Source organism: Helicobacter sp. MIT 00-7814 (assembly GCF_003364115.1).
Classification (GTDB): domain Bacteria; phylum Campylobacterota; class Campylobacteria; order Campylobacterales; family Helicobacteraceae; genus Helicobacter_F.
The window spans coordinates 32,944-55,147 of record NZ_NXLL01000012.1 but is presented as its reverse complement, the minus strand read 5'-3'; the positions used below and the strand labels follow the sequence as shown (position 1 = coordinate 55,147).

Sequence of the window (22,204 nt, the reverse complement as noted above, 5' to 3'; positions counted from 1 at the left end):
GTTAAATTGTATCACTTGCAAAAAAGCCCTTGTGAGCTCTGCTTCGCGTGCATTTTCTGCCTTTTTTGGTTGATAAGGTTACAGATTCTATCATCGCTAGTTTGGATTTTTAGAATCCGCGGGATTCTTAGAATCTGCAGAATTTATAGAATCCACATTTTGAGAATCCGCATTTTGCGAGGCTTCTTTATGAGATTCTTCATGGGATTCCCGATGAGATTCTCGCGCGTGTAGGCTTTCCCCGATATTTTCAACCTTTGCTTTTGCAAAGTCCTTGATATCCTCGAGAATATCTTGCTCTTTTTCGCTCAAAGTGATTTGGTAGATTTTGCTTGCGGCTTTGATGATTTCTTTGCCCATATTGCTTGCAAAGGCGATGTCATTAAGCAGCGAAGTTGCATTTGCTGCGCTCAAATTTTCCTCGCGCAAGATTTTTTCCACCCGCAAAAGCGCGCTTTTGTCAAACTTTTTTAGTGCCTTGCGTTCTTGCTTGAGGATAGATTCTATCTCATCATAGCTTGGATTTTCAAGCAAGGTGAGCGATTGTATAGTGTTGAGCAAGGTTGCGATTTGGATTCTGATTGCGTTGTATTCGCGCGCCATGTTGGCATTTGTGCCTCTTGCGTATTTTTTGATATTTTTTTCAAGCAAAATCATATTTTTGGTAGCTTCGGAGAGATTGCGCGCAGCGATACTTGCTTCATTGCTAAGGCGGATAAACTCCGGATCATCAATGTGGCTTTGCGCTTTTGTGGCAAAGTCGATGATCGCATCAAAAAGCACCTTGACTTTATGATGATACGCCTCGCTCACATTCACTTCGCCAGAATACCACTTTTTAGCCAGCAATTCCTTTGGCGTGAGATTAGCGCAAATATCAGAGCGTGAGAATCCCAACGAGTGCGAGATGACGCTAAAGACATTGTCATAAAGGTGCTTGATTTCATTGCTAAGCGCTTCGATGGCTGTGGTGGGATAAGAGACGATATTGTCGTTGAGATAAAGCGGTGCGTCCATATCCGCGGGCTTCCTGCTTTTGATAAAAGTTGTGGCAAACTTCACAAAAACGCTAATATAAGGCGTCATAAGCACGACTGCAACGACATTGTAGAATGTATGAAACACCGCGATTTTAAGCGCGTAATCCGTCTCTTTTATCCCGGCAAATTCGCTAATCACCTCCACAATCGCCCTAAAATAATCCAAAAAGATAAGCGCCACCGCCGCGATGATAAGGTTAAAGATAGTGTTAACAATCGCCAAACGCTTGCCCTCGATATTTGAGCCAAAGGACGCTACAAGCGCGGTTACGACGCCACCGATATTTGTGCCGATGACAAGCCCTAGCGCATTATCATAAGTGATAGTGTTTGACACAAGCGCAGAAATGATAATAGTGAGCGTGGCAAAGCTTGACTGCACGATGGAAGTGATGAGAATCCCAGCCATCACAAAGATAAATAAATCTTTCCCTCCACCGCTTGCATACGCGCTTAAATCCAGCGCGCTTTTGTAGCCTTCAAAGCCACTTTTAATCTCTGCAATTCCTAAAAAGAAAAACCCAATCCCAGCGCAAATATTCCCTAAACTTTTAATGTTTTTGTCTTTCTGAAAAGTGAGCAAAACCGCGATGACGATTAAAGGCATGGCGATTTTTGCGATATCCATTTTCATACCAATGCCAGCGATGATCCAGCCTCCGGTAGTCGTGCCAAGATTTGCCCCAAAGACAATGCCAATGGCTTGTGCGAGGCTGATAAGCCCGGCAGAGAGGAAAGAAATTGAAATGATTGTCACAAGCGTTGAGCTTTGCATTAAAATTGTCGTAACAATCCCAAAAAACAGGGCTTTGAGCTTGCTGTTTGTCCATTTAGCGAGAATCTTTTCCAAAAGCCCGCCACTAAAGCCCTTAAAGCCATTTTCTAAAAAAATCATACCAAACAAAAAGATCCCCACACCCGCGAAAATCTCTGTCAAAGACGCATCTGTGCTCATCAAATAAATCGCCACCGCACAAATTAAGGGCAACCAGCTGTGTCGCGCTAGATTTCTTAGATTCTCTTTCAAAGCCACTCCTTTAGATTCTTTAAGATTTTTAAAATCGTGCCAAAAAATCCTGTATAATATTTAAAAAATACTTAAAAGACAAGCAAGGAAAAGCAATGTATCATCTCACTCATGCCCCGATTTCTTTTGTGTTTTCCCCAAGTGCGCGGGATTTTGTCGTGCGTGAAAACGCCTTGTATGAGCCAAGCGGAAAGGGCGAGCATCTCTATATTTTTGTGCGTAAAAAAAACTTAAGCACTTTTGAGTTGGTGAATATTTTTTCAAAGATTCTGGGTATAAAAGCGCAAAATATCGGCTACGCAGGGCTTAAGGATAAACACGCAACAACTTATCAATTTCTCTCAATCCCGCGCAATAAAGAGCGCGCATTGAGTGAGAATCTAGCGCGCTTGGAGGAGCAAAATATTAAAATTTTAAGCACAAATACACATGAAAATAAGCTAAGAATCGGGCATTTGAAAAGTAATACTTTTTTTATGCGCTTAAAAAAAGTTACGCCCTTGCACGCTCAAAAGCTTTGCAATGTTTTAAGCACGCTCACAAAAGAGGGGATTCCTAATTATTTTGGCGCGCAGAGATTTGGGAAAAATGGGGATAATCACAAAGAGGGCGAGCAGATTTTGGAAAATCTCTTGCATTTTCGTAACAAAAAAATTGAAAAATTTTTGCGCTCGAGCTTTCAAAGCTATTTGTTTAACCTTTGGCTACAAAAGCGCGTGCGCCTAAGTAAGTATATAGAATCTTTTAGCGTGAAGGAATTGCTAGAGATTGAGGAGCTGCGCGCGCTTGAGCTAGGGAAAAATGAGCTAGATTCTTTAAAAGCGCAAACGCAGTTTTTTAAGCTTTTTAGCGGTGATGTGGCGATGCATTATCCACATGGCAAGGTGTTTGTTTGTGAGGATTTGGAAGCAGAGTGTAAGCGCTTTAGTAATCGCTTGATATCCCCAGCAGGCGTACTAAGTGGCAAAAAGCTTTTTGAAAGTAAAGGCATGGCACACAAAATTGAGGAGCCGTTTTTAGATTCTCGTTTTAGTGAATCTGGCTCAAGGCGCTATGCGTGGGTGTGGGCGGAAGGAATTGAGTTTAATTACAAGCAAGAAGAAGCGCAGTTTGACTTGCATTTCACACTTCCCAAAGGCTCATACGCGACAATTTTCCTCGAAGCGGTGAAAAATGAGAAGTTGGATTCTCATTTGGAAGCCTAAGATTTTTAATCAAATAATTAGAATTTTGCAAAGGAGAGTGAAAATGAAAAAAATTCTTTATGCATGCTGGGCGCTTTTTGGCGTGTATTTTTTGAGCTTTTTTGGTATGCGTTTAGCGATGCAAAATGCCTTTTTGCCACCATTACCTGAACTTAGGATAGATGAAGTTTTTGCGCTGTATAAAATGGGTGCATTGCTTGATATGCGCGCGATTTGTCCTATTTTGCTTGCACTTTTGGCGCTTTTTTATGCCGGGGAGATTCTAAAAATTACAACGCAAGCCACACAGAAACTTTTCCCTAAAATAAAATCCTATATATATATATATATATATATATAGGATACTTGCTGTGCGTGGGCGTTTGTAGCTTTCTTGTCATTTTTAGCGCTCTTGGGAATTTCTACTACTTCAAAACCTACCATACAAAAATCGATATTTTTATTTTTGGATTTAAAGACGACGACACAACCGCGATTTTAAAGATTATTTGGCAGGATTATCCTGTGCTTGTGATTTTGCTTGTGTGCGTGATTTATACGCTATTATGCGTGAGAATGACGCATAAGATTCTAAAGACGTACGATAAGTTTTGCAATGCAAGAGAATCTGACAAGCCTCGCAAGAATTTTAAGGCTATTTTTGCGCTTGTTTTGGCTCATCTCCTTACCATCGCGCTTTTAATCATCGGCGCAAGGGGCAGTGTGGGGACATTTCCTTTGCGTGAAGATTCTCATCATATCTCCCAGCTTCCGGCGCTAAACCACATTGCTACAAATCCGATACTCGCCTTTGGCTGGGCTTTGGGGCATTATGCAGAGCAAGAAAAGCTTCAAGTTATAGATGATGCAAAAAGTGTGCAATTACAAAAAGAGCTTTTTCCTATTTTTTCGCACAATGTTTCACTTTTAAGCCCTAAAACTCCGCCAAATGTGGTGTTTGTGCTGATGGAGAGTTTTGGAGCAAATATGCTTTCTTTGGATTCTCAAAAAGATTTTGATTTGCTAGGTGAGTTTCGACCCTATTTTGAATCCGGCAAAAAGCGCCAACAAGCACAGCAGGACTTTACTTTCACAAAGTTTTTATCTCATCATAATGGCACTGCGCCAAGCTTTGCCTCGATATTTTTTAACGCGCCTTTAAGCACGATTTCACTTTCTCGCTACAAGAATAAAACGCTCGCTCTTACGCCAATGCAAGTGTATAAAAACGCCGGCTACAAGGTGATTTTCATCACTTCTGGCAATCGTGCGTGGCATAATTTGGGCGATTATCTTTTGACGCAAGGCGTGGATTCTGTCTTTGATAGCGGTTTTTTGCTTTCTCATTATCCGGCAAGTAGGCAGAGTCAAAATACCTATGGTGTGAGTGATGAGTTTGCATATAAGTTGGCGCTTGAGCTTTTAAATGAAGCGCAGGAGCCACTTTTTATTTTTATGCTAACTACGACAAATCACCCGCCTTTTTCCCTGCCAGCGCATTTTAGCGCGCCACAATACAATTTAGAGGGCAAAAAAGAGTTTTTTAAAACCACCGATGAAGCAAAAATGCGCCTTATTAGTGGTGTTTTCACTTACTCAAGCAACGCGTTTGGCGAGTTTGTCGCGCAGGTGCGCCATTCCTCTTTGCAGGAAAACACCATTATTGCCGCAAGCGGGGATCATATGTGTAGGGATATCGCCACGCCAGAAAATCTCGCACTTGCCCATGGTGTGCCTTTATATCTCTCAATCCCGCGCGCAATTGCTAAGAATCTGGATTTTAACCCAAATACGCTTGGCTCGCATAAGGATATTTTCCCAACACTTTATGCGCTAAGCCTTAAGGAATACGATTATATGTCGCTTGGCGGGCGCAATCTTTTTGGGGATTCTCAAATATCTAGTCAAAATGCGCGCTCTAACTTTGCCTACAATGACGCCTTATTAATCACACCTGATTTTATCTTGCCAAATGGCGCAAAGGAGGGAATCGCGTATGAAATAAAGGGGGATTTTATTACCCCAACTTCGCAAAAAGTGGCTTTGCCAAAAGAGTTTGCGGATTTTTTCACGCGTATGCAAGAGCTTGATTGGTGGCAGTTGGGGTATCGATTGATGAAAGATGCGCGATAATTAACCAAATCAATGCCACAGCATAAAAACAGCTGGGGAAATATTAAACACCACATGAATGCCGTGCATAGTGGAATCTGCCCCAGCCATTTGCACGCGCTCCGCCCAGCGTTCGCCATAGAAGCTAGCTCTATACAAAATATCGATATTTACCAAAGGATAAAGCTTCAAAAGCCCAATGCCTGCTTCTATGTAGCCGCCATTAAATCTATGATTGTCTATTTTTGAAAAAAGCGCACCACCACCAAAGATAAGCGAAAAATATGGCTGTTGTTCGTAGTCCTCTCTATTGCCTAAAATAAAAGGCATTTCATAGTTTTGAAAAGGGTGGATATAGATGGCGGCTCCTATGCTGTGCGTATCGGCAAAAGTGTGAGAATACAAATACCGCAAGCGCGCGTCAAAATCCACACAGGAGGGTGGATCTTCTAAATATAGCAGGTAATTTATCCCAATGCTAGCACCTACATTGATTCCTGTTTTGGTATCGATATTTGCATGGGGCAAGCCAAAATCAGTGCTAGGACCCACATGAAGTGATAAAAATTGCAAGATTGTATTTGTAGTCTTAGAGTCAAATTTATCAGCAAACGCGGGAGCATTTAGGCAGAAAATTAGAATACAAATGAGCCTATACATTGAATCTAAAATGCATCACATCGCCATCTTGCACGATGTATTCCTTGCCCTCACTTCGCATGGCACCCGCTTCTTTTGCCTTTGCCTCCCCGCCGTATTTGATAAAATCGCTGTAGCTAATCGTCTCTGCGCGGATAAAGCCTTTCTCAAAATCCTTGTGTATCACGCCAGCGGCTTGCGGGGCTTTGGCGCCATTTTTGATAGTCCATGCGCGCACTTCTTTCACACCTGCGGTAAAGTAGCTAATAAGCCCTAGTGTGTGAAATCCTGTGCGGATAATCTGTTCTAAACCAGATTCTGCGCTTTTGCTTCCTGTGAGCTCGCACAAAAACTCTGCGCGCTCCTCATCGCTTAGCCCCACCATTTCTTCTTCGATTTTTGCGCAAAGTTTGATAACTTCATAGCCTCGCTTTGCGCCATATTCGCGCACCTCTTTGACAAAGTCATTATCTTCTGCAAGCGCGCTTTCATTGACATTCGCACCATAAATCACGCGCTTATTGCTTAAAAATCTTAGCTCTTTATCAAGTGTTAAGAATTCCTCGCTCTCGCGGTTTTCAAAGCTACTTGCTGGCGCGCTAGATTCTAAATGTGCTAAAAGTGCTTGCGCGATTTCTAGGGATTTGAGCGCGCCTTTTTGGGCTTTGGATTCTCGTGTGAGCTTTTCGATGCGTTTTTGCAAACTTGCAATGTCTGCTAGAATCAGCTCCAGCTCGATAATCTCAATATCTGCGATTGGGTTAATGCGATTTTCCACATGTGTAATGTCAGAATCTTCAAAACAGCGCACGATATGCAAAATCGCGTCCGCCTCTTTAATATTTGCCAAAAACTGATTTCCTAGCCCTTCGCCCTTGCTCGCCCCGCGCACAAGCCCGGCGATATCGACAAACTCGACTTGTGAGTGCAACACGCGCTCGGGATTTACGATTTTGCTTAGCTCGCTAAGCCTAGGATCTGGCACCTCGACGATGGCTTTATTTGGCTCAATCGTGCAGAAAGGATAGTTTGCTGCCTGCGCACTTTGGGTTTTGGTTAGCGCGTTGAAAGTGGTGGATTTGCCGACATTTGGAAGTCCTACGATACCGATGGAGAGCGCCATTTTAAGCCTTATTCTTTTTGGAATTTTTGTTTTGGGAATTTTTAGAATCTTGCTTGTTTTTTGGCGCGCAATTTTTTGAATCTCCTAAAATTTGCCTAGATTCTAAACTTTCTAAAAACTCCACGCACGCGCGCACACCAGCGCCGCTCGCGCCATAAGGGTTTATATCCCATTCCCTCTCCACAAAGGCAGGTCCGGCGATGTCGATATGTAGCCATTTTTGCTTGTATTCCTCGCGGATAAACTCGCCCAAAAACATTCCCGCGCTTATCGCGCCACCATAGCGGCTTGAGCCGACATTGCAAACATCTGCGATTTTGGATTCTATGAGTTTTTTTAGATGGCGGTTAAATGGTAGGCGCGCCATGAGTTCACCACTTTTGAGCGCGCTTGTTTCAAAATGCGCCTTTAGCTCCTCATTGTAGCCCATAATGCCGCTTGTATATTCCCCAAGTCCCACGACACACGCGCCTGTGAGCGTTGCAAAATCCACCAAAACATCAGGTTTCAAATCCTGCGCATAGCTTAGGCAATCACATAGCACCAAGCGCCCTTCAGCGTCAGTATTGCGTACTTCGATACTTTTACCTTCCCTTGAGAAAAGCACATCATCGGGCTTGTAGGCATCGCCACCGATCATATTTTCTGCTAAGCCTAAGATTCCATGCACTTCGATATCTAGCTTTAAATTAGCAATCGCATTCATTATGCCAAGCACTGCACATGCGCCACTTTTATCAGCCTTCATCGTTACCATATAATCCGCTGGCTTGAGGCTTAAGCCCCCGCTATCATAAGTAAGCCCTTTTCCGACAAGCACGACTTTTGCGCGCGCGTTTTTACTTTTATAGCGCAAATGCACGAGGTAGGGCTTATGCACGGAAGCGCGATTTACCGCAAGATACGCGCCCATGCGCTCTTTTTCTAGCTCTTTGTGCCCAAGTATTTTGCAAGTTATGTCAAGCTCCTGCGCCTTCTCTTCACAAATATTTGCAATGTATTTTGGCGTGGCAACTTGTGGCATTGTGTTGATAAGATCGCGTGCGATATTAAGGCTTTGGGTGAGAATCTGCGCTTTTTTACAAAGTTTTGGCAATTCTTTGTTATCCCCGATAATCTCCACCAAACGCAAGGCTGATTTTTTTTGCTCGCTTTTGTAAATCGCGCTTTCATACGCTCCAGAAGCAATCCCAAGTAGCAGCGCATAAGCAAGCTCGTTATCTGCAGGCGCTTTAATGCTTAGAGATTTGAAAGGAAGATTTTTTGCGTATCTTGTGATATTCGCGCCTGCTTCACGGATAGAATCTGCGTTTAGCTCATCGATTCCAACCAAAAGCAATTTTTTTGCTTGCAAGAAAAAAATCCCCTTGCCCTCAAAACCTAGCTCTTTGGCACTTATGATATCCATAGAATCTTTGCCTTTTTTAAGATTCTCAAAAATTTCCACGCGCAAAGGCGCGCTTGCGTTTTGGACTATTTTAAGCTCTAAATTCATTTTGTCTCCTTAATTTTTATTTTGCATAGTTTTTTGAATGCGCTTGATGCTTTTATCCACGCGCTTTGTTTGACTTTTGAAATACCACAGCACGCCACCGCCAAAGAGCAAGGCAAGCGGGATAAGTAAATAAGGGTGATTTTTAAACCAATCAAGCGCGATGAAAATTTCCTCGCCAAAAAACCAAGTCAGCACAATCGTAACCGCCGCCCACACCTGCGCGCTAAGGAAATTTATAAACGCAAATTTGCCCGCATTATAGCGCGTGGTGCCTATACTCATAGGGATAATCGTCCGCATACCATACATGTAGCGCTGGATGAAAATAATGCTCCAGCCGTATTTTTGCAAAAGAAGATGGGCGAGGGCAAATTGTCGGCGCTGGGCTTTGAAGCTTTTTTGGATTCCGTTGCGATTGAGTCGCCCAATGTAAAAATAAATTTGATCTCCCACAAATCCGCCAAATCCCGCAACAAAGATTGCCAAAGGCATAAACATTTTTCCATCATGCACAGCAAGCCCAGCAAAGATAAGCCCAAGCTCGCCCTCCAAAATCCCCCAAAAAAATAAAATCACATAGCCCCAGCGCTCGACATGCTCTTCCCAAAGTGTGGTGATAAACTGCTCGAGCGAAAATCCTGTACTTTTATAATACACCACAAGCGCGATGAAAAGTACAAAGAATCCGCCCCAAATAATGGCTTTTTTGGGTTTTTGTTTGATGAAGTTTGAGAGTTTTTTCATAATGCGAAATTCCTTAATTTATAGTCCCTTAAATATACGCCTAAATATCTAAAATATAAAAAACCTTAGCAAGTTCTTGCAATTTTTTTGCACCCTCAAGCTCTGCAAGATTTAAGATAAAAGTCGCTTCCACGCATTGTGCGCCTGCGCTTTGGATAAGCTTTACCCCCGCATGCGCTGTGCCACCTGTAGCGATTAAATCATCAATAAGCACCACGCGCGCATTTGGCACGCTTTCAAAGGCATCAATGTGAATCTCTAACTCATCAAAGCCATACTCAAGGCTGTATTTTTCGCTGATTGTGGTGAAGGGAAGCTTGCCTTTTTTGCGGATTGGGACAAAGCCGATATTAAGCGCATGTGCTAATGCCGCGCCAAAAATAAATCCACGAGATTCAATACCGGCGATAAAATCGATCTTTTGCCCTTCATAGCGCTTTTTCAAAAACTCAATAAGCTCATTAAAAACTTCTTTATTGCCAATAAGCGTGGTGATATCATAAAACAAAATGCCCGGCTTTGGGTAGTCTGGGATTTTGCGTAGAGAATCTGAAAGTTTTTTTATATCCATTGTTTGCTCCTTAAAAATTTAGAGTAGCGCTTCGATTTTTTGCTCGAGCTCTTTAATACGCGCTTTGTATTTGTCAGTTTCGATTCTATATTGAGAATTGCGCGCTTTGAGAAGTTTGACTTCATTTTTAAGTGCGTTCATTTCTGTTTGCATATTGTCAATATTTCCTAATGCGCGTTGAAGTTGCAGCTGGTGCTTGCGCACGAGAATCTCTGCTTCACTTAGCGTGAGCTTCATCGATGCCGAGCTTTTCTCCTCCTTGCGCGCGACACTTTTATAAAAAAATGTCCGCACAATCATATACAGCACAAAAAGTATAAAACCCGTAAGAAAAAACCATTGCGCAAAAAAAGTCCCTGTCATTATTGCCCTCTTGCTTTACAAAACTTGTGAATCTAGCTTTTTAACACGCTCGCTATGGCGTCCGCCCTCAAACTCTGCGCTTAAAAATGCCTCTACAATCTCTTGCGCCATTGTCTCGCCAATCAAACGCCCGCCAAGGCAAAGCACATTTGCATTATTATGCGCGCGCGAAAGTTTGGCAGAAAGAGATTCTGAACAAAGTGCGGCGCGAATGCCTTCAACGCGATTTGCAGCAATACTCATACCAATGCCACTTCCACAAACAAGAATCCCGCAAGCGCGCGGGATTTCTTTCACTTTTTGCGTAAGTGCAAAAGCATAGTCTGGGTAATCCACGCGCTGTGTGTCGCTTGTGCCTAAATCTTGTGCGTTTATGCCATTTGCTTGTAAGAATTTCACAAGAGAATTTTTCAGCTCAAAGCCGGCGTGATCGCTTGCGAGGAAAATTGTGCTAAAGGTTTTAGATTCTAAAGACATGGCTAATCCTTTTGCGCGTCTTGTGCGCTTTGCATATCGCGCTTTGATGGGATTTCGTGGTAGTAAATTAGTGGTGGCAGTTTGTTTCTTGAATAGTCAATCATCGGCTGATAGGACTTGGCATGCAAAGGTCGCGCGACAAATTCTTCACCAAAAGGAGAATCTGTCCTCTTGTCACGCTTATCTTTAGCAAGCTTATTTAGAGAATCCACGCTTTTAAACATTCTTTCCCAGCGCACTACATAGCGTTTGTTTCTATCCATATCAGCGCCTGCTTCTTCACTATTTGCCTTTGTGAAGCTTAGGTAGATAAACCACGGCGTGCCGACAATATTGCTATAAGGCACACTTCCCCAAAAGCGCGAGTCATAGCTGTTGTTGCGATTATCCCCCGCCATGAAAAAAGAATCTTCTGGCACTTTGTAATAAAAAATCACTTCATTATCGCTTGTGAGCCTATCCATTTTCGTGCCTATCCCATAGGGTGAGAGCATTTCTAAGAAGGTGATATTTTCTACCTCTACAAAAGAATCTTCTGGCGCATCTACAAAAGATTTCTTAAACAAATCGCAGTCTTTGCGCGAATCGGCTATGGATTCTCTTGTCTCGCCATCGCATATTTTTTCAAAAAATTTCTCACTTTTAGAATCATAGTAGTATTTTTCAAAATGCAGTGGGCGCGAGACTTGCAGTTTTGGCAAATCCTCAATTTTCCAATAAATAGGAGTGTATTCAATCCCGCCATACTGCCTAATAAAAGGATCTTGAATGTAGAGCTTGCCAAAAAATTCTTTCGTGCCATAATCTATTTTTGCGTAAAATAGATCGTTTTTAATCTGCTCAAGCTCTTCATCGCCACCTTTTGGACGCAGGAAATAGCCATCTTTGGTGAAAATCACTTCATCGCCACCTGTGGCAAATACGCGCTTGACATAGTAGGTATCTTGCTCTAATGGCGGGATAAAGACGACAACTTCCCCGCGTGCAGGACGCGGACCCTCAATCAAATGCCCGTTACCAAAAATATCAGGCATAATCGCCTTATCAACGATAGGCATTCTAGGAAGCGGGATTCCATAGCTAAACTTTTTTGCTAGTAATAAATCGCCCTCAAAAAAGCTCCCAACCATCGAGCGTGTGGGAATCACAAAAGGCTGCACGACAAAAAATATTAGTAGCAACACGATAATAATCGTGCCAACCCAGCTCGAGCAAAAATTCTTAAATTTTGTAAAAAAACCCATTTATTTCCTTTATTTATGAAAGTTTTTCGCGGCTTTGAGCGTGTTTTGCAAAAGTGTAGCGATTGTCATCGGACCCACACCACCGGGCACAGGCGTGATGAAACTGCATTTTTTGCTTACAGATTCAAAATCCACATCGCCCACCAAGCGCCCATTTTCCAAGCGATTAATACCAATATCTACCACAATCGCGCCTTGCTTTATCATCTCTGCATTTAGCAAATTTGGCTTGCCAACGCCTACGCACACGATATCTGCTTCGCGCGTGTAGGTGCTAATGTCGCGCGTTAAGATATGACAAAGGCTAGGCGTGGCGCCAGCATTTAGCATAAGTGCTGCAAGTGGCTTGCCTACGATATTGCTAGCGCCAATGATGGCGACATTTTTCCCGCGCACTTCGATTTTGTGATGCGCTAAAAGATTCATAATCCCAAGTGGCGTGGCAGGGCAAAAGCACTCTAGCCCCACATGCAAACGCCCGACATTGTAGGGGTGGAAGCCATCGACATCTTTTTGCGGTGCGATAGATTCTAGGATTTTAGAAGTGTCAATGTGCTTTGGCAAGGGAAGTTGGACTAAGATTCCATGCACGCTTGCATCATTATTAAGTTTTTGCGTAAGAGAGAGAATCTCTCCTTGCGTGCAAGTTGTGGGTAATTCAAACTTTAAAGACACAAAGCCAACTCTTTCGCACGCCTTTTGTTTCATATTCACATACGCCCTACTCGCGGGATCATCGCCTACTAAAATCACTGCCAAAGAGGGCTTTAAATTATGCCCTTTTAGCTCGGCGATGATTTGAGATTCTATATTTTGCGCTAGATCTTTGCCATTTAAGAGTTCCACTTTGTCCCTTTTTTGCTTTGGAATAAAATTTGTATTATACTATGATTACATTTCAAAAATACTTTTTGGCGGTGTGTATGTGCAAATTTATGTATAAATTTTTGTTTTGTGTGATTCTTTTTTGCGCGCAGATTCTAGCACAAAATGTAGAATCTAGCGAGCAAAATACGCAAAGTGATGAAGCGGAGGTGCTAGATTCTCAAAGTGCGGAATCTGGGGATTTTGTGGATTCTGCGCTGGATATTTTAGGCAATGAGGAAGAAGAGTTTGAGGGCTTTATAAGCTTTAAGGATTATGGAAAAAATCTCTACAAAAATCCGCGTGGCATAGGCTGTGATAAATGTCATGGTGCAAATGGTGAGGGCGGGATCATCGCAAGCTACACGCATAAAGGAAAGCTAAAAACGCTCAACGCGCCTTCAATCAAGAATCTAGAATTTAGCATTTTCCGCAAAGCGCTAGATTCTAAAAAGATAGGTGTGATGCCAAATTATTATTTGACAGATAAGGAAATCGAGGCGATTTATTTTTATTTGTATGAGTGATTTATTTTGAAGTGATTTTGCTTCGAGCAGTGCTGTTTTAAGATTCTAATGTAGGCGTGTTTTTATTTTGCAAGCTATTTTGTATATATTTTATATCTTGGAATTGCGTTTTGTGAATTTGAGAATCTATTGTGAGAGGTGAAACCCCCTTACAGATTGCTACGGCACACAAAAAGACGAGGTGCTCTGCTGTGTTCCCACCCTGAAGCGTTGCCTAGAATTTCCATTGCATAGGTCTATAAAGAGGCGGGCGCAATTATACACCCCTTAGCCTTAAAGAAAAATTACGAGCTTTCTTAGTTTTCTGTTGGGGCTTTTGGATAGCAGAATCTATAGCCTCTGCGGCGCACGGTTTCAATCGTGGCGATACCTAGAGGTTTGTCCATTTTTTGGCGGATTTGATTAATCGCAACTTCAATCACATTTGGCGTTACAAGCTCTGGCTCCTCCCAAATCGCATCAAGCAGCTGCTCTTTTGAAACAATTTGATCCCTGTGGCGTGCCAAATGCGTAAGCACTTCAAATGGTTTGCCTTTCACCTCGATTTCCTGCCCTTTGTAGGTGATTTTTTCTTCATCTGGATTGATGGTAAGTTCTTCAATCTCAATCACACTTGAGCCCCAAAACTTCAAGCGCGCCTCCATACGCACGAGCAAAACCTTAAGATTGAGCGGTTTTGCCACAAAGTCATCAGCACCATGTTTAAACGCTTGAATCTCGCGCTCGGGATCGTTTTTTGATGAGATAATGATTACAGGCGTGCGCGGGGATTTTTCTTTGATTTGTGTAATGATATCAAGCCCAGAGCCATCGCTCAAAGACCACTCGCTCAAAACCAAGTCATAATTTCGGATACTAATATAGTATTCCCCGTCTTTGAGATTTTCAGCCACATCGGTTTGATAACCATTTGTGTTTAACACTTCGCTTAGTGATTTATTAAGCGCAGAGTCGTCTTCTATGATTAAGATACGCATAGACTTTCCTTTTTATTGTGTTATCTGTAAAATAATTTCGGCGGGTATTATAGCGTAAAGATTGCAATTTTTTCAGAAAAATTTAATTTTTTGAAACTTAAAAAATGTTGCAATCCCCTAACTCTTAGTTTAAAACTACCTTAAGGAATTATTAAGAGTTAGGGCAAGAATCTTAGCTGTGTATTTGTGTTTTTAAGAATCTGATATGGCAGTGATAAATTGCGCGCACTCATAAATTTCAAAAGGACTATTTTTTGGGAAAAGCAATACATCATAGTAGTAGATGTTTTTATTGCTGTATAAAGTGTAGTCCAAAAGTAATTTAAGATTTTGGGTGTCAGAGAGTTCTACCGCGCAAAGCAATGTGCCAAAGTTATCAAAAATTAGTGCTTGATGGTAGCCTAAAGATTCTAAATAGCTGAAAATGCTTAAGGGGTTTTCATCTTGAGCTTGAAGGTGAAACATATCCCATTCAAACAAAACAAGGCTCTGAGTTTCTTTGAGCGTTTGCTGTGCGCTACGAAGCACTTTAAAATCAAATCCATCGGTATCGATTTTGATAAAATTTGGCTTAAAATTATGCTCTGACACGATAGAATCAAGTGTTTTGAATATAAGAGAATCGCTATGATTTGTAGGGTTTGATGAATCTGCGTGGTGTTTGGATTCTAAAGAATCTGCAGGAGTGATTTTTTCTAATCGTCCGCTACCTTGAGCAAGGTTAATATTGTATGTGCCATCTTTATCGGTTATGAAGCAGTTTTCTATTTTTATCCCCCCCCCCCCTTGTTGCTCTTTAAGGGTTTTTGCATAGTGTCTAAAGACATTCTTTTTTAACAAGTCAAAATAGCTTTTTTCTCCCTCAACCAGCAAAAAATCTGCATGCGCAATATTTGTCAAAACAGCGGTATCGCCAATGTTTGCACCAATATCAATCATTCTAAGCTGACCAGTTTTGCTTTGGATATACGAAGCAATTTTATGCAATTGCATATCGTAATTTGGATAAAGCTTTTGGTTGATAAAAAGTGTGTGCGAAAAAGGCATACTAAGTGTGAATCCGCGAAATTCTAGCGTGATAATAGGGTCACTAAATCGCAAAAATAATGCACGAAGTTTGGAGAATATCCTAAAACCCAATCGCGTTCTTGAAGAAAGAATTTGCCCGTAAATAAATGTAGCGAGTGATTTTGCTAACATTAAAACTCCTTTTGTTTGTGTGTTTGAAATATCTTCTTGTTTTTGTTTAAAACAAGAAGTTTTGTGATTATACAAGAAATCTTGCTAAATTTTTAATTAGAAATTTTCTGTAAAATATCCTTATTAAAAGGAAATAAATTTTTAATAAAATCGCGAAAATGTGGGAAAAGTATTGCTAAAAAAATCATTTTTTACTATAATTGCGCGCTTTGAAAATACATTGCATTGCAATGGGTTCTTTAATGAAAAGGATAGATTATGGAAAAGATTAGACTAAAACTCAAAGCCTATGATCATAGGGTTTTGGATCGTTCTGTGGCTGCGATAGTAGAGGCTGTAAAGCGCACTGGTAGCGAGATTAGAGGGCCGATTCCTCTTCCGACTAAAAAGCGACGCTACACGGTGCTTAAGTCTCCGCATATCAACAAAGATTCTCGCGAGCAGTTCGAGATTAGGGTGCATCACCGCATCATTGATATTATGTCTGCTACGCCTGATACCGTTGATAGCCTTATGAAGCTTGATTTGGCTCCTGAAGTTGATGTAGAAGTCACTTCTATGAGCAAATAAGCAATTTTATATGTTAAGTTAAGGATTGAGTTATGGAATTTATCGTTGAAAAAATCGGCATGAGCCGCACGATAGGCACAAAAAGCGAGGCAGTAACTTTATTGCGCGTGCTAAATGCTAAGGTGTGCGAGGTGTATGAGAACGGAAAAGCTCTTGTTGCCTATTCTAAAGGAAAGGCGCTTAATAAGCCAATTGCTGGGATTCAGAAAAAATACAATCTAAGCAAAGAATTTAATACATTCGCAACACTTGAAGTTGCTAATAAAGAGCAAGGCGATTTGAGTTTGGAAGCGCTTAGCGAGGCAAAAAGTGTCAAAAGCATTTTTAATACAAAAGGGCGCGGTTTTAGCGGTGCGATGAAAAGATGGAATTTTCAAGGTGGTCCTGCTGCGCATGGTAGCAGATTCCATAGAAGATTAGGATCTATTGGTAACCGCGAATGGCCGGGTCGTGTGCAGCCGGGCAAAAAAATGGCTGGACATTATGGTAATGAGCAAGTGAATCTAAGAAACGATGTGCTTTCTTTTGATAAGGAAAGTAATATTTTGGTGCTCAAAGGTTCTGTGGCGGGCTACAATGGCGCGTATGGCAAAATCAAAATTACCAAATAGCCAAAATAAATAGTTAAGAAGTGAGGGGTTAAAGTCAATGAGCAAAGCAATCGTATTAGATGCAAATCTAAAAAAGAGCAGTGAAATCGAGCTTCCTAAAGAATATGCGCAGGTAAATGAGCACAATCTCTACCTTTATATAAAGTCTTATTTGGCGTCATTGCGCTCAAATACTGCGCAAGCAAAAAAGCGCGGAGAAGTAAGCGGCGGTGGCAAAAAACCATGGGCGCAAAAAGGTGGCGGACGCGCAAGAGCTGGAAGTATCACTTCACCTGTATTTGTAGGTGGTGGTGTGGCGCATGGTCCTAGCAAAAGAAACTATGAACTTAAAATCAATAAAAAGCAAAAGCGCCTAGCCTTAGAATGTGCGCTTGCACAAAAAGCAGAATCCGGAAAGCTTTTTGTAGTGGATTCTGTAGCTGTGGCTAGCGGGAAAACAAAAGACGCATACGCGAAGTTTAAAACTTTTAATGAAAAAAATGTGCTTTTTGTTTCGCATTTTAGCGATGAGCCAACTTTCTTGGCGTATCGTAATTTGAGAGAGTGTGGGCTTGTAGATTCTAATGAATTGAATGCGTATTTGGTAGCGGCATTCCGCTGTGTGGTAATAGAAAAGGCTGTTTTTGATGAAATAACTCAAAAAGCGCCTAAGCAGGCATAAGGAGGCGTTATGGCAGACATTACAGATATCAAAGCAATCCTTTATACAGAGAAATCTCTTTCTTTGCAAGAAAATGGAGTGATTGTCGTGCAAACTGCAAATGGAGTGAGCAAAAACCAGCTTAAAGCGGTATTTAAAGAATATTTTGGCTTTGTGCCTTTGAAAATTAATTCTCTTAAGCAAGATGGTAAAACAAAGCGCTTTAGAGGCAAGGAAGGCAAAAGGGCTTCATTTAAAAAATTTTATGTAAAAGTTCCTGAGGGCGCAAAAATCGATGCGCTATCAGTGTGAGAAGGAGTGAAAAATGGCAATTAAAACTTATAAGCCCTATACGCCTAGCAGACGCTTTATGAGCGTTTTAAGCTCAAAAGATATCACTGCAAAAGCAAGCGTGCGTGGTTTGCTAACTAAGCTCGCGGTAAGCTCTGGGCGCAATAATAATGGACGAATCACAAGTCGCCACAAAGAAGGCGGAGCGAAAAAACTTTACAGAATCATTGACTTCAAGCGCAATAAATTTGGCATACAAGGCAAGGTTGCGGCGATTGAATATGATCCATACAGAAATTGTAGAATCGCCCTCATCCATTACCCTGATGGCGAAAAGCGCTATATTATCCAGCCTTCTGGTTTGAAAGTGGGCGATGTGGTGCTTGCAGCAGAATCTGGACTAGATATCAAAGTCGGCTTTGCAATGAAGCTTAAGGCAATCCCTATCGGAACAATCGTGCATAATATCGAAATGCACCCCGGCGCTGGCGGACAGCTTGCTAGAAGCGCAGGTGCAAGCGCACAGATTATGGGGCGCGAGGGCAAATACATTATCCTAAGAATGCCAAGTGGTGAAATGCGCTATATTTTAGAAGAATGCATGGCGACAATCGGCGTTGTGGGAAATGAAGACTTTATCAATATCTCTATTGGTAAAGCTGGGCGCAATCGTCATCGTGGTATCCGCCCACAAACGCGTGGAAGTGCAATGAACCCTGTAGATCACCCACATGGTGGTGGTGAAGGTAAAACCGGCTCAAGCGGACACCCTGTATCGCCTTGGGGCATTCCAGCTAAGGGCTTTAAAACTCGCAAGAAAAAAGCAAGCGATAAGCTCATCATCTCAAGAAAGAAAAAGTAAGGAAAAGCAATGTCAAGATCAATTAAAAAAGGTCCGTTTATTGACGCATGTTTGTTGAAAAAGGTGCTAAAAGCCAAAGATTCTAAAGACAATAAGCCTATTAAAACTTGGTCAAGAAGAAGCACGATTCTCCCTGATATGATAGGTTTTACTTTCAATGTGCATAATGGGCGCGCGTTTGTGCCAGTGTATGTGACAGAAAATCATGTCGGCTATAAGCTTGGGGAATTTGCTCCTACAAGAACTTTTAAAGGACACAAAGGCAGTGTCCAAAAGAAAATCGGTAAGTAAGGGGTAGGAAAATGAGTAAAGCATTATTACGACATATTAGGCTTTCTCCGACTAAGGCACGCCTAGTAGCTAGAGAAGTGCAGGGAATGAATGCCGAGCTTGCGTTGGCAAGTTTGGAATTCACGCCAAATAAGGCAGCAAGAGTGATTGCAAAAGTTATCGCTTCAGCCGTGGCAAATGGAAGTTACGACGCGCAAGAAGTGGTTGTGCTTTCATGCCGTGTTGATGCGGGTCCTGTGTTGCGTAGATTCACACCGCGTGCAAAAGGTCGCGCTACACCTATTCGCAAGCCCACTTCACATATTTTTGTCGAAGTAGGTAGCAAGAAGGCAGAGCAAAAGGCGCAAAAAGCGGATTCTAAAACAGAATCTAAAAAAGTAGAATCTAAAAAGCAAGCAACCAAAAAGGTAGAGCCTAAGGCAGATTCTAAGGTCGCGTCAAAAGATTCTACAGAATCTAAGCCAAAAGCGCCAAAAGCTACCAAAAGCACAAAAACAGCAGGTGAGACAAAGCCAAAAAGCACAAAAACACAGGCAAGCAAAAAATCAGAAGGTGAGGGCAAATAGTTATGGGTCAAAAAGTTAATCCGATAGGTCTAAGATTAGGAATAAACAAAAATTGGTCTTCGCGTTGGTTTCCTTCCACGCAGGTAGCACCTTCTAATATTTTGGAAGATTACAAGATTCGCAAATTCTTAAAAAGCGAAATGTATTATGCAGGTGTGAGTGAGATTATCATTGAGCGTGCAGCGCACAAAGTGCGTGTAACCGTGGTTGCATCAAAGCCCGGGCTTATCATTGGTAAAAAGGGCGTGGATATTGACAAGCACAAAGAATCTCTTAAAAAACTTGTACAAAAAGATGTTTCAATCAATATCAAAGAAGCAAAACGCCCACAAACAAACGCACAGCTTGCAGCGGAAAATATCGCAACACAGCTTGAAAAGCGTGTGGCTTTCCGCCGAGCGATGAAAAAAGTTATGCAAACGGCGCTTAAAAGCGGTGCGAAAGGCATTAAAGTAAAAGTTTCTGGACGCTTGGCTGGTGCTGAAATGGCAAGGACAGAATGGTATATGGAAGGGCGCGTGCCACTTCACACATTGCGTGCGAAAATTGATTATGGCTTTGCTGAAGCGATGACAACTTATGGAATCATCGGCGTGAAAGTGTGGATTTTCAAAGGTGAAGTCTTGCAAAAAGGTATCGCTCAAGAGCGTGAGGGTAGAGATTCTCGCGAAGGTAGAGATGGCAGAGAAAGAGGTGAGCGAGAGCCTAGAGAGAGCAGGGGCGAAGAAAGAAGTGAGCGCGCTAGATCAAGAAGAGGGAGGCAATAAATCATGTTGATGCCAAAAAAGACGAAATACAGAAAACAAATGAAAGGGCGCAATCGCGGGAAGTCTTTCCGCGGTGCGAGCTTGGCTTTTGGTGATATTGGGATTAAAGCCTTAGAGCATGGGCGCATAGATTCTCGACAAATAGAATCTGCGCGTATTGCGATGACTCGCCATATTAAAAGAGCTGGTAAGGTGTGGATTCGCGTGTTCCCTGACAAGCCTTTGACAGCGAAACCTTTGGAAGTGAGAATGGGTAAAGGTAAAGGTGGCGTTGAAAAATGGGTGATGAATATCAAGCCCGGTCGTGTAATTTATGAAATGATAGGGATTGAAGAGAATCTAGCGCGTGAGGCGTTGGCTTTAGCGCAGAGCAAGCTTCCATTTAAAACAAAAATCATAACGAGCGAGAGTGAAAATGAAATTTACTGAGTTAAAAGATAAGGACATTGCCGAGCTGCAAAAGTTGCTCAAAGAGAAAAAGTCGTTGCTATTTGAAACTAAGCTTAAGCTTAAGACAATGCAATTAACAAACTCTAGCGAATTACGCGTGGTGCGTAAAGACATCGCTAGAATCAATACCGCCTTAAATGCTAAAAAGGATACAAAATGAGTGAAAAACAAGCACATAAAAGAGTAATTCAAGGTCGTATCGTAAGCAAGGCTGGGGATAAAAGCGTTGTGATGTTGGTTGAGCGCAAAGTGGTGCATCCAAAATACCGCAAGATTGTAAAGCGCTTCAAAAAATACACAATCCACGATGAGCAAAACGCCACAAAAGTGGGAGATGTAATAAGCGCTATTGAGTGCAAGCCAATATCAAAACGCAAAGCTTTTACCCTGAAAGAAATTATTACTAAAGGAGTGGAGCTATGATTCAGAGTTTTACAAGATTAAGCGTAGCTGATAATAGCGGTGCTAAAGAGCTTATGTGTATTAAGGTGCTTGGCGGTAGCCATAGACGCTATGCACGCGTGGGTGATGTGATTGTAGCTTCTGTCAAAAAAGCTATACCAAATGGAAAAGTAAAAAAAGGTCAAGTTGTAAAGGCTGTCATCGTGCGCACGAAAAAAGAGATTCATAGAGAAAATGGCTCACTTGTGCGCTTTGATGAAAACGCAGCAGTTATACTTGATGCAAAGAGAGAACCGATAGGCACAAGGATTTTTGGTCCTGTAAGTAGAGAAGTGCGATACGCGAACTTTATGAAAATTGTATCGTTAGCTCCGGAGGTGTTATAGTGATAAAGTATAAAATCAAAAAAGGTGATATGGTTAAGGTTATTGCCGGTGATGATAAGGGCAAAAGTGGCAAGGTGCTACAAGTGCTTCCTAAAAAAGGGCAAGTAGTTGTGGAAGGCTTAAAGCTTGCAAAAAAAGCAATCAAGCCAAGTGATAAAGATCCCAAAGGTGGCTTTATTACAAAAGAAATGCCGATGAGTATTTCTAATGTAGCAAAAGTAGAGGGAGATAAGTAATGTTTGCACTAAGAAAAAAATACAAAGAGGAGATTTTTGAGAATCTCAAAAAAGATTTGGGTATTAGCAACGCGATGCTTGTGCCAAAATTGGAAAAAATCGTTATTAGTGTGGGTGCTGGCGATTATGCAAAAGACGCAAAGGTTATGCAAAATATCGCTGATACTATCTCGCTTATCGCAGGACAAAAAGCCATCATTACAAAGGCAAAGAAATCTGTCGCAGGATTCAAAATGCGCGAGGGAATGCCTATGGGTGTGAAAGTCACACTTCGTGGAAATATGATGTATAACTTTTTGGAAAAACTCATCGTCATTGCTTTGCCTAGGGTGAAGGACTTCCGCGGGATTAAGCGCAATGGCTTTGATGGGCGCGGGAATTATAGCTTTGGGCTAAACGAACAGCTTATGTTCCCAGAAGTCGTATATGATGACATTATGGTAACTCATGGTATGAATATTACGATTGTAACTTCAACTAATAGCGACAAAGAGGCATTCAGATTGCTTGAGCTTTTTGGTATGCCTTTTGCAAAAGGAAGATAA

At 41.8% G+C, this 22,204-nt stretch carries 28 protein-coding genes, 1 other RNA gene and 2 pseudogenes; 18 read left to right on the top strand and 13 right to left on the bottom strand.

Translation table 11 applies throughout. From position 1 onward, the window contains the following. Positions 1–96 precede the first annotated feature (96 nt). Positions 97–2,067, bottom strand: coding sequence for a Na/Pi cotransporter family protein (locus CQA49_RS05230; protein ID WP_115574914.1), 1,971 nt, complete (start codon positions 2,065–2,067; stop codon positions 97–99). Between the two features lie 95 nt (positions 2,068–2,162). Between CQA49_RS05230 and truD the strand changes: the two genes are divergently transcribed. The 3 genes from truD to CQA49_RS05215 are packed head-to-tail and all read left to right on the top strand — an operon-like array spanning position 2,163 to position 5,384. After that, the gene (truD, locus tag CQA49_RS05225) at positions 2,163–3,272 is read left to right on the top strand and encodes a tRNA pseudouridine(13) synthase TruD (protein WP_115574913.1); all 1,110 of its coding nucleotides are present in this window, start codon (positions 2,163–2,165) and stop codon (positions 3,270–3,272) included. Between the two features lie 43 nt (positions 3,273–3,315). After that, the gene (locus tag CQA49_RS05220) at positions 3,316–3,612 is read left to right on the top strand and encodes a hypothetical protein (protein WP_115574912.1); all 297 of its coding nucleotides are present in this window, start codon (positions 3,316–3,318) and stop codon (positions 3,610–3,612) included. Between the two features lie 14 nt (positions 3,613–3,626). Further along, on the top strand, positions 3,627–5,384 hold the full coding sequence (locus CQA49_RS05215) for an LTA synthase family protein (protein ID WP_115574911.1): 1,758 nt from the start codon (positions 3,627–3,629) through the stop codon (positions 5,382–5,384). 9 nt (positions 5,385–5,393) lie between these two features. Here CQA49_RS05215 and CQA49_RS05210 read toward each other — a convergent pair whose 3' ends face one another. The 9 genes and pseudogenes from CQA49_RS05210 to folD form a co-directional block, all read right to left on the bottom strand. After that, entirely contained in the window at positions 5,394–6,023 is a 630-nt protein-coding gene (locus tag CQA49_RS05210) for a hypothetical protein (protein ID WP_115574910.1), read from the bottom strand. Next, the gene (gene ychF / locus CQA49_RS05205) at positions 6,016–7,125 is read right to left on the bottom strand and encodes a redox-regulated ATPase YchF (RefSeq protein WP_115574909.1); all 1,110 of its coding nucleotides are present in this window, start codon (positions 7,123–7,125) and stop codon (positions 6,016–6,018) included. Before ychF ends, CQA49_RS05210 begins: the two co-directional genes overlap by 8 nt. Before the next feature lie 91 nt (positions 7,126–7,216). After that, positions 7,217–8,620 (bottom strand): annotated as a pseudogene (locus CQA49_RS05200) (leucyl aminopeptidase); the annotation flags it as partial. Positions 8,621–8,629: 9 nt separating this feature from the next. Beyond that, the gene (locus CQA49_RS05195) at positions 8,630–9,364 is read right to left on the bottom strand and encodes a DedA family protein (RefSeq protein ID WP_115574907.1); all 735 of its coding nucleotides are present in this window, start codon (positions 9,362–9,364) and stop codon (positions 8,630–8,632) included. A 40-nt stretch (positions 9,365–9,404) separates the two neighbouring features. Next, positions 9,405–9,935, bottom strand: a complete 531-nt coding sequence (gene apt / locus CQA49_RS05190; RefSeq protein WP_115574906.1) for an adenine phosphoribosyltransferase — start codon at positions 9,933–9,935, stop codon at positions 9,405–9,407. An 18-nt stretch (positions 9,936–9,953) separates the two neighbouring features. Beyond that, positions 9,954–10,298 carry a hypothetical protein gene (locus CQA49_RS05185; protein ID WP_115574905.1) on the bottom strand — a complete coding sequence of 115 codons (345 nt, stop codon included), beginning with the start codon at positions 10,296–10,298 and terminating at the stop codon, positions 9,954–9,956. Between the two features lie 15 nt (positions 10,299–10,313). Beyond that, complete coding sequence (gene rpiB, locus CQA49_RS05180; RefSeq protein WP_115574904.1) at positions 10,314–10,775, bottom strand: ribose 5-phosphate isomerase B; 462 nt, start codon at positions 10,773–10,775, stop codon at positions 10,314–10,316. Between the two features lie 2 nt (positions 10,776–10,777). Further along, complete coding sequence (lepB, locus tag CQA49_RS05175; protein ID WP_115574903.1) at positions 10,778–12,019, bottom strand: signal peptidase I; 1,242 nt, start codon at positions 12,017–12,019, stop codon at positions 10,778–10,780. A gap of 9 nt (positions 12,020–12,028) precedes the next feature. Then, complete coding sequence (gene folD / locus CQA49_RS05170; protein ID WP_115574902.1) at positions 12,029–12,865, bottom strand: bifunctional methylenetetrahydrofolate dehydrogenase/methenyltetrahydrofolate cyclohydrolase FolD; 837 nt, start codon at positions 12,863–12,865, stop codon at positions 12,029–12,031. Between the two features lie 77 nt (positions 12,866–12,942). Here folD and CQA49_RS05165 point away from each other — a divergent pair, with 77 nt between their 5' ends. After that, entirely contained in the window at positions 12,943–13,410 is a 468-nt protein-coding gene (locus tag CQA49_RS05165) for a c-type cytochrome (protein ID WP_309544435.1), read from the top strand. Between the two features lie 145 nt (positions 13,411–13,555). Here the strand turns inward: CQA49_RS05165 and ffs are convergent. The 3 genes from ffs to CQA49_RS05150 all read right to left on the bottom strand — a co-directional run bounded on the left by ffs (position 13,556) and on the right by CQA49_RS05150 (position 15,587). Further along, positions 13,556–13,653, bottom strand: an RNA gene (gene ffs / locus CQA49_RS05160) — signal recognition particle sRNA small type. A gap of 53 nt (positions 13,654–13,706) precedes the next feature. Further along, positions 13,707–14,387 carry a homeostatic response regulator transcription factor HsrA gene (gene hsrA / locus CQA49_RS05155; protein WP_115574901.1) on the bottom strand — a complete coding sequence of 227 codons (681 nt, stop codon included), beginning with the start codon at positions 14,385–14,387 and terminating at the stop codon, positions 13,707–13,709. A 192-nt stretch (positions 14,388–14,579) separates the two neighbouring features. Then, positions 14,580–15,587 (bottom strand): FkbM family methyltransferase, encoded by a 1,008-nt coding sequence (locus CQA49_RS05150; RefSeq protein WP_115574900.1) that lies wholly within the window; start codon positions 15,585–15,587, stop codon positions 14,580–14,582. A 258-nt stretch (positions 15,588–15,845) separates the two neighbouring features. Here CQA49_RS05150 and rpsJ point away from each other — a divergent pair, with 258 nt between their 5' ends. The 14 genes and pseudogenes from rpsJ to rplE all read left to right on the top strand — a co-directional run bounded on the left by rpsJ (position 15,846) and on the right by rplE (position 22,204). Then, positions 15,846–16,157, top strand: coding sequence for a 30S ribosomal protein S10 (rpsJ, locus tag CQA49_RS05145; RefSeq protein ID WP_066387832.1), 312 nt, complete (start codon positions 15,846–15,848; stop codon positions 16,155–16,157). A 32-nt stretch (positions 16,158–16,189) separates the two neighbouring features. Further along, positions 16,190–16,768, top strand: a complete 579-nt coding sequence (rplC, locus tag CQA49_RS05140; protein ID WP_115574899.1) for a 50S ribosomal protein L3 — start codon at positions 16,190–16,192, stop codon at positions 16,766–16,768. Between the two features lie 37 nt (positions 16,769–16,805). Next, a complete protein-coding gene (gene rplD, locus CQA49_RS05135; protein ID WP_115574898.1) occupies positions 16,806–17,429 on the top strand; it encodes a 50S ribosomal protein L4 in 624 nt (207 codons plus the stop codon). 9 nt (positions 17,430–17,438) lie between these two features. Beyond that, the gene (locus CQA49_RS05130; protein ID WP_115574897.1) at positions 17,439–17,720 is read left to right on the top strand and encodes a 50S ribosomal protein L23; all 282 of its coding nucleotides are present in this window, start codon (positions 17,439–17,441) and stop codon (positions 17,718–17,720) included. A gap of 13 nt (positions 17,721–17,733) precedes the next feature. Continuing rightward, the gene (gene rplB, locus CQA49_RS05125; RefSeq protein WP_115574896.1) at positions 17,734–18,561 is read left to right on the top strand and encodes a 50S ribosomal protein L2; all 828 of its coding nucleotides are present in this window, start codon (positions 17,734–17,736) and stop codon (positions 18,559–18,561) included. A 9-nt stretch (positions 18,562–18,570) separates the two neighbouring features. Continuing rightward, positions 18,571–18,852 (top strand): 30S ribosomal protein S19, encoded by a 282-nt coding sequence (gene rpsS, locus CQA49_RS05120; protein WP_066387845.1) that lies wholly within the window; start codon positions 18,571–18,573, stop codon positions 18,850–18,852. Positions 18,853–18,863: 11 nt separating this feature from the next. Then, a pseudogene (gene rplV, locus CQA49_RS10475) lies at positions 18,864–19,226 on the top strand (50S ribosomal protein L22); the annotation flags it as partial. Positions 19,227–19,420: 194 nt separating this feature from the next. After that, positions 19,421–20,185: a 30S ribosomal protein S3 gene (rpsC, locus tag CQA49_RS05110; protein WP_115574894.1), complete on the top strand. Its 765-nt coding sequence runs from the start codon at positions 19,421–19,423 to the stop codon at positions 20,183–20,185. 3 nt (positions 20,186–20,188) lie between these two features. Further along, positions 20,189–20,614 carry a 50S ribosomal protein L16 gene (gene rplP / locus CQA49_RS05105; RefSeq protein ID WP_115574893.1) on the top strand — a complete coding sequence of 142 codons (426 nt, stop codon included), beginning with the start codon at positions 20,189–20,191 and terminating at the stop codon, positions 20,612–20,614. After that, positions 20,601–20,795 carry a 50S ribosomal protein L29 gene (rpmC, locus tag CQA49_RS05100; protein WP_181882613.1) on the top strand — a complete coding sequence of 65 codons (195 nt, stop codon included), beginning with the start codon at positions 20,601–20,603 and terminating at the stop codon, positions 20,793–20,795. Before rplP ends, rpmC begins: the two co-directional genes overlap by 14 nt. Beyond that, complete coding sequence (gene rpsQ / locus CQA49_RS05095) at positions 20,792–21,058, top strand: 30S ribosomal protein S17 (RefSeq protein ID WP_115574891.1); 267 nt, start codon at positions 20,792–20,794, stop codon at positions 21,056–21,058. Before rpmC ends, rpsQ begins: the two co-directional genes overlap by 4 nt. Then, positions 21,055–21,423 carry a 50S ribosomal protein L14 gene (gene rplN / locus CQA49_RS05090; RefSeq protein ID WP_066387863.1) on the top strand — a complete coding sequence of 123 codons (369 nt, stop codon included), beginning with the start codon at positions 21,055–21,057 and terminating at the stop codon, positions 21,421–21,423. Before rpsQ ends, rplN begins: the two co-directional genes overlap by 4 nt. Next, positions 21,420–21,659: a 50S ribosomal protein L24 gene (gene rplX / locus CQA49_RS05085; RefSeq protein WP_115574890.1), complete on the top strand. Its 240-nt coding sequence runs from the start codon at positions 21,420–21,422 to the stop codon at positions 21,657–21,659. Before rplN ends, rplX begins: the two co-directional genes overlap by 4 nt. After that, positions 21,659–22,204 (top strand): 50S ribosomal protein L5, encoded by a 546-nt coding sequence (rplE, locus tag CQA49_RS05080; RefSeq protein ID WP_115574889.1) that lies wholly within the window; start codon positions 21,659–21,661, stop codon positions 22,202–22,204. The genes rplX and rplE overlap by 1 nt, the downstream gene beginning before the upstream one ends.